Annotated in this window: 4 protein-coding genes; 3 read left to right on the forward strand and 1 reads right to left on the reverse strand. The window is 73.0% G+C overall.

What is annotated here, in order from left to right:
- The first annotated feature begins 360 nt into the window (after positions 1 to 360).
- The 3 genes from tdh to ACFWM7_RS33660 are packed head-to-tail and all read left to right on the forward strand — an operon-like array spanning position 361 to position 3,619.
- Positions 361 to 1,389: an L-threonine 3-dehydrogenase gene (tdh, locus tag ACFWM7_RS33650; protein ID WP_383268135.1), complete on the forward strand. Its 1,029-nt coding sequence runs from the start codon at positions 361 to 363 to the stop codon at positions 1,387 to 1,389.
- 52 nt (positions 1,390 to 1,441) lie between these two features.
- Positions 1,442 to 2,644 (forward strand): glycine C-acetyltransferase, encoded by a 1,203-nt coding sequence (locus ACFWM7_RS33655; protein ID WP_205085145.1) that lies wholly within the window; start codon positions 1,442 to 1,444, stop codon positions 2,642 to 2,644.
- A 48-nt stretch (positions 2,645 to 2,692) separates the two neighbouring features.
- Positions 2,693 to 3,619 carry a LysR family transcriptional regulator gene (locus ACFWM7_RS33660; protein WP_383268137.1) on the forward strand — a complete coding sequence of 309 codons (927 nt, stop codon included), beginning with the start codon at positions 2,693 to 2,695 and terminating at the stop codon, positions 3,617 to 3,619.
- Between the two features lie 464 nt (positions 3,620 to 4,083).
- Here the strand turns inward: ACFWM7_RS33660 and ACFWM7_RS33665 are convergent.
- Positions 4,084 to 4,762, reverse strand: a 679-nt coding sequence (locus tag ACFWM7_RS33665) for a low temperature requirement protein A (protein ID WP_383268139.1), incomplete at its 5' end; no start/stop codon positions are given.

A 4,762-nucleotide genomic window follows, 5' to 3' on the forward strand; every position in this document is an offset into this window, starting at 1 on the left:
GCTGTAGGGCTTGTCGTCGAACTGCCGCCTGCCGAGCGATGACGGCAGTTTGACGACAGGCCCCAGCCGAGGAAACGAAGGCCGGAGAACGGCAGCGGTCCGTGAAGCCACGGCCAGGTGTGAAGATCTCCTGCGGCGGCGCTTAAGAAATCCTCGATGGACCCGGGCCCCGTCGTACGGCAGCCTTCTCGGTGACGGCCGGGGACGGCGCGTGGAGCCTTTCGAGATGCTCCGTCCCGTCCCGCCGAACCCCCACCATGGTGGGGGACACCCAAGATCCACCCCGGGCCGCAGGGTTCCTCCGACATGCCCCGAGGCCCGGGGTATCCACTCGCGTACCGACGTCAGGGAGCCACAGCCGTGAAGGCACTCGTCAAGCAGAAGGCCGAGCCCGGACTGTGGCTGATGGACGTGCCGGAGCCGGAGTACGGTCCCACCGACGTCCTGATCAAGGTCCTGCGTACCGGCATCTGCGGCACCGACCTGCACATCCGCGCCTATGACGGCTGGGCCCAGCAGGCGGTCACCACCCCGCTGGTCCTCGGCCACGAGTTCGTCGGCGAGGTCGCCGCGATCGGCTCCGACGTCGCCGACATCGCCACCGGCGACCTGGTCAGCGGCGAGGGCCACCTCGTCTGCGGCAAGTGCCGCAACTGTCTCGCCGGCCGCCGTCACCTCTGCCGCTCCACCGTCGGCCTCGGCGTCGGCCGGGACGGGGCGTTCGCCGAGTACGTGGTGCTGCCCGCCTCCAACGTGTGGGTGCACCGGGTCCCCGTCGACCTCGACATCGCCGCGATCTTCGACCCGTTCGGCAACGCCGTGCACACCGCGCTGTCCTTCCCGCTGGTCGGCGAGGACGTCCTGATCACCGGCGCGGGCCCGATCGGCATCATGGCCGCCGCCGTCGCCAAGCACGCAGGCGCCCGCAACGTCGTCATCACCGATGTCAGCGAGGCCCGCCTCGCCCTCGCCCGCAAGGTCGGCGTCAGCCTCGCCCTGAACGTCGCCGACCGCACCATCGCGGACGGGCAGCGCGAGCTCGGCCTGCGCGAGGGCTTCGACATCGGCCTGGAGATGTCCGGCCGCCCCGAGGCGATGCGCGAGATGGTCGCGAACATGACGCACGGCGGCCGGATCGCGATGCTCGGCCTGCCCGCCGAGGAGTTCGCCGTCGACTGGTCCCGCATCGTCACCTCGATGATCACCATCAAGGGGATCTACGGCCGCGAGATGTACGAGACCTGGTACGCCATGTCCGTCCTGCTGGAGGGCGGCCTCGACCTCGCCCCCGTGATCACCGGCCGGTACGGCTTCCGCGACTTCGAGGCGGCCTTCGACGACGCGGCGAGCGGCCTCGGCGGCAAGGTCATCCTCGACTGGACCGTCTGACCCTCCGCCCGTTCCGCCCGCTCCGCTTCCCTTGATCCCTTAAGGAATCCGCATGTTCGACTCCGTACGCGACGATCTGCGCACCACCCTCGACGAGATCCGGGCCGCCGGGCTGCACAAGCCCGAGCGCGTGATCGGCACCCCGCAGTCCGCGACCGTGTCCGTCACCTCCGGCGGGCGCCCCGGCGAGGTCCTCAACTTCTGCGCCAACAACTACCTCGGCCTCGCCGACCACCCCGAGGTCATCGCCGCCGCCCACGAGGCGCTGGACCGCTGGGGCTACGGGATGGCCTCGGTCCGCTTCATCTGCGGCACCCAGGAGGTCCACAAGGAGCTGGAACAGCGGCTCTCGGCCTTCCTCGGCCAGGAGGACACGATCCTCTACTCCTCCTGCTTCGACGCCAACGGCGGAGTCTTCGAGACCCTGCTCGGCCCCGAGGACGCGGTCATCTCCGACGCCCTCAACCACGCCTCGATCATCGACGGCATCCGGCTCTCCAAGGCCAAGCGCCACCGTTACGCCAACCGCGACATGGCCGAGCTGGAGACGCAGCTCAAGGAGGCGTCCGGCGCGCGCCGCCGCCTCATCGTCACGGACGGCGTCTTCTCCATGGACGGGTACGTCGCCCCGCTCCAGGAGATCTGCGACCTGGCCGACCGCTACGACGCCATGGTCATGGTCGACGACTCGCACGCCGTCGGCTTCGTCGGCCCCGGCGGCCGCGGCACGCCCGAACTGCACGGAGTGATGGACCGGGTCGACATCATCACCGGCACCCTCGGCAAGGCGCTCGGCGGAGCCTCCGGCGGTTACGTCGCGGCCCGCGCGGAGATCGTCGCCCTGCTGCGCCAGCGCTCGCGCCCGTACCTCTTCTCCAACACCCTCGCCCCGGTCATCGCCGCCGCCTCCCTGAAGGTCATCGACCTGCTGGAGTCCGCCGGGGACCTGCGCGAGCAGCTCGCCGCCAACACCGAGCTGTTCCGCACCCGGATGACCGCGGAGGGCTTCGACATCCTCCCCGGCGACCACGCCATCGCCCCCGTCATGATCGGCGACGCGGGCAAGGCGGGCCGGATGGCGGAACTGCTCCTGGAGCGTGGCGTCTACGTGATCGGCTTCTCGTACCCCGTCGTCCCGCAGGGCGCGGCGCGTATCCGCGTCCAGCTCTCGGCCGCGCACTCCACCGCCGATGTGAACCGTGCCGTGGACGCGTTCGTCGACGCGCGGACCGCGCTGGAGGCCGAAGCCGCCTGACCCGCCGACCGGGTGGGTGGTTCCGCCACCACCTGGGACAATGGGCACATGATCGATGCGCGGCGGCTGCGAATCCTCCGTGCGGTGGCCGACCACCGTACGGTGACCGCGGCCGCCGCCGCGTTGTACCTGACCCCCTCCGCCGTCTCCCAGCAGCTCGCCGCCCTGGAGCAGGAGACCGGCCACCGCCTCGTCGAACGCGGCGCGCGGGGCGCCCGGCTCACCGCCGCCGGGGAGATCCTCCTCAGCCACACCAACCTGGTCCTCGCCCAGCTGGAGCGGGCCGAGGCGGAGCTGGCCGACTACAGCGCGGGCGTCGCCGGTACGGTCACGGTCGCCGCGTTCGCCACCGGCATCGGCCTCGTCCTCGCCCCCGCCCTCACCGAGCTGGGCCGCACCGCGCCCGGCATCCGGGTCAAGGTCCAGGACGCGGAGGGCGACGCGAGCGTCCCGATGGTGCTGGACCGGCAGGTGGATGTGGCGGTCGCCGTCGAATACCGGGGCGCGCCCGCCGAGGACGACCGCCGCCTCACCCGCGTACCGCTGTACTCGGAGCCGTTCGACGCGGTGCTCCCGGTGAACCACCGCCTCGCGGACCAGGCCCAGGTGGCGATCGCCGACCTCGCGAAGGACCAGTGGATCGGCCAGTATCCGGGCAACCCCTGCCATGACGTGGTGGTCCTGGCCTGCGAGTACGCCGGTTTCGCCCCGCGTCTCGAACACTCCTCGGACGACTTCCACGCCGTGGTCGCCCTGGCCGGGGCAGACGCCGGGGTGGCCCTGGTGCCCCGCTCCGCGCTGCGCGGGATGGAGCTGACGGGGGTGGTCGTCCGCCCGGTCGAGGGCAGCGCCCCCACCCGCCGGGTCTTCGCGGCCGTGCGCCAGGGGGCCGAGGGCCATCCGCTGATCCGGCCGGTGCTGGACGCGATGGAGGCGGTGGCCGTACGGGAAGCGGGCCTGGCCGCCCGGGCCTGAACCCGGGCCCCGCAGCCGCCGGGCCTGGCCCTGGGCCCCGGTGGCCGCGGCGGGCGTCCCGGTCGAAAATGCCCATGACCTCGCAGGGGCCGCCGTCGGCACCGATCGCATGCGGCATCATCGTGGGGAACTCCGCGGCCTGCAGCCGCCGGGCCTGGCCGCCCGGGCCCCGCAGTCACCGGGCTTGACCCCGGGCCGCAGCAGCCGGGCTTGACCCCGGGCCGCAGCAGCCGCCCCGGCTTGCCCCGGGCCGCAGCCGCCGGGCCTGACCCCGGGCCCCGCAGCGGCCCAGGCCTGACCGCGAGCCGCAGTCGCCGGTCCTGACTCCGGGCCGCCGCAGCCTCCCGGGCCTGCTCCTGAGCCGCAGTCGCCGGTCCTGACCCTGAGCCGCAGTCGCCCGGGCCTGCTCCAAGACCGCAGTCGCCCGGGTCTGCCCCCTGGCCCAGGACCGCAGTCCCTTTCGCTCAGGCGGCCCGCGGCACCGACCGCCGGAACCAGCGCCACCGCTGCCCCGGCGAACCCGCTCCGGGCGGCCCCGGGTCGTAGGCGATCTGCCAGCAGACCAGCGCCACCAGGATCCAGACCGTCGCCCAGGCCGGCAGCGCCGCCCCGAGCAGGGCCAGCGCCACGGACACCGCCACGCAGGGCAGCCCCCAGCCCAGGAGCCAGACCCGGTCGGACCGGCCCGCGAGCGGCAACGCCGCGACCAGACCGGCCGCGAAGTACCCGGCCATCGCCCCGCACAGCAGCCAGTGCCGGCTCTTCGGCAGGACGTCGTCGACATGCGCGACGGCCGAGCCCAGCGCGGTCGCCAGCGCGACCAGGAAGCCGGTCATCACCGCGTGCAGCAGCATCGCCAGCCTCGGCGCGAGCGCGCCCTTGCGCAGGTGGGGGATGCCGTTGGTGCCGTAGAGCAGGCTCAGCGTGCAGATCGCGGCCAGCAGCCCGAACGCCCCGAGGCCGGTGGCGGCGAGCGGCCCGTCCCAACTGTCGTGCTCGGACGCGGCGTCGATGATCTGGATGACGCCCTCGCCCAGCACGATGATCACGTACAGCCCGAGCCGTTCGCCCATGTGCGCGGCGTCGATCCGTGACTCGCCGATCCGTGGCGGCTCGGCGACCGGGCCGTGCGCGGGGCCCGGT

It is taken from the genome of Streptomyces sp. NPDC058375, from assembly GCF_042723425.1.
GTDB classification, from domain to species: domain Bacteria; phylum Actinomycetota; class Actinomycetes; order Streptomycetales; family Streptomycetaceae; genus Streptomyces; species Streptomyces durocortorensis.

What these genes read in the sequence shown, in the direction of transcription:
- ACFWM7_RS33655 (WP_205085145.1), top strand. Translation starts at nt 1,442, where the DNA reads ATGTTCGACTCCGTACGCGACGATCTGCGCACCACCCTCGACGAGATC.
- ACFWM7_RS33660 (WP_383268137.1), top strand. Translation starts at nt 2,693, where the DNA reads ATGATCGATGCGCGGCGGCTGCGAATCCTCCGTGCGGTGGCCGACCAC.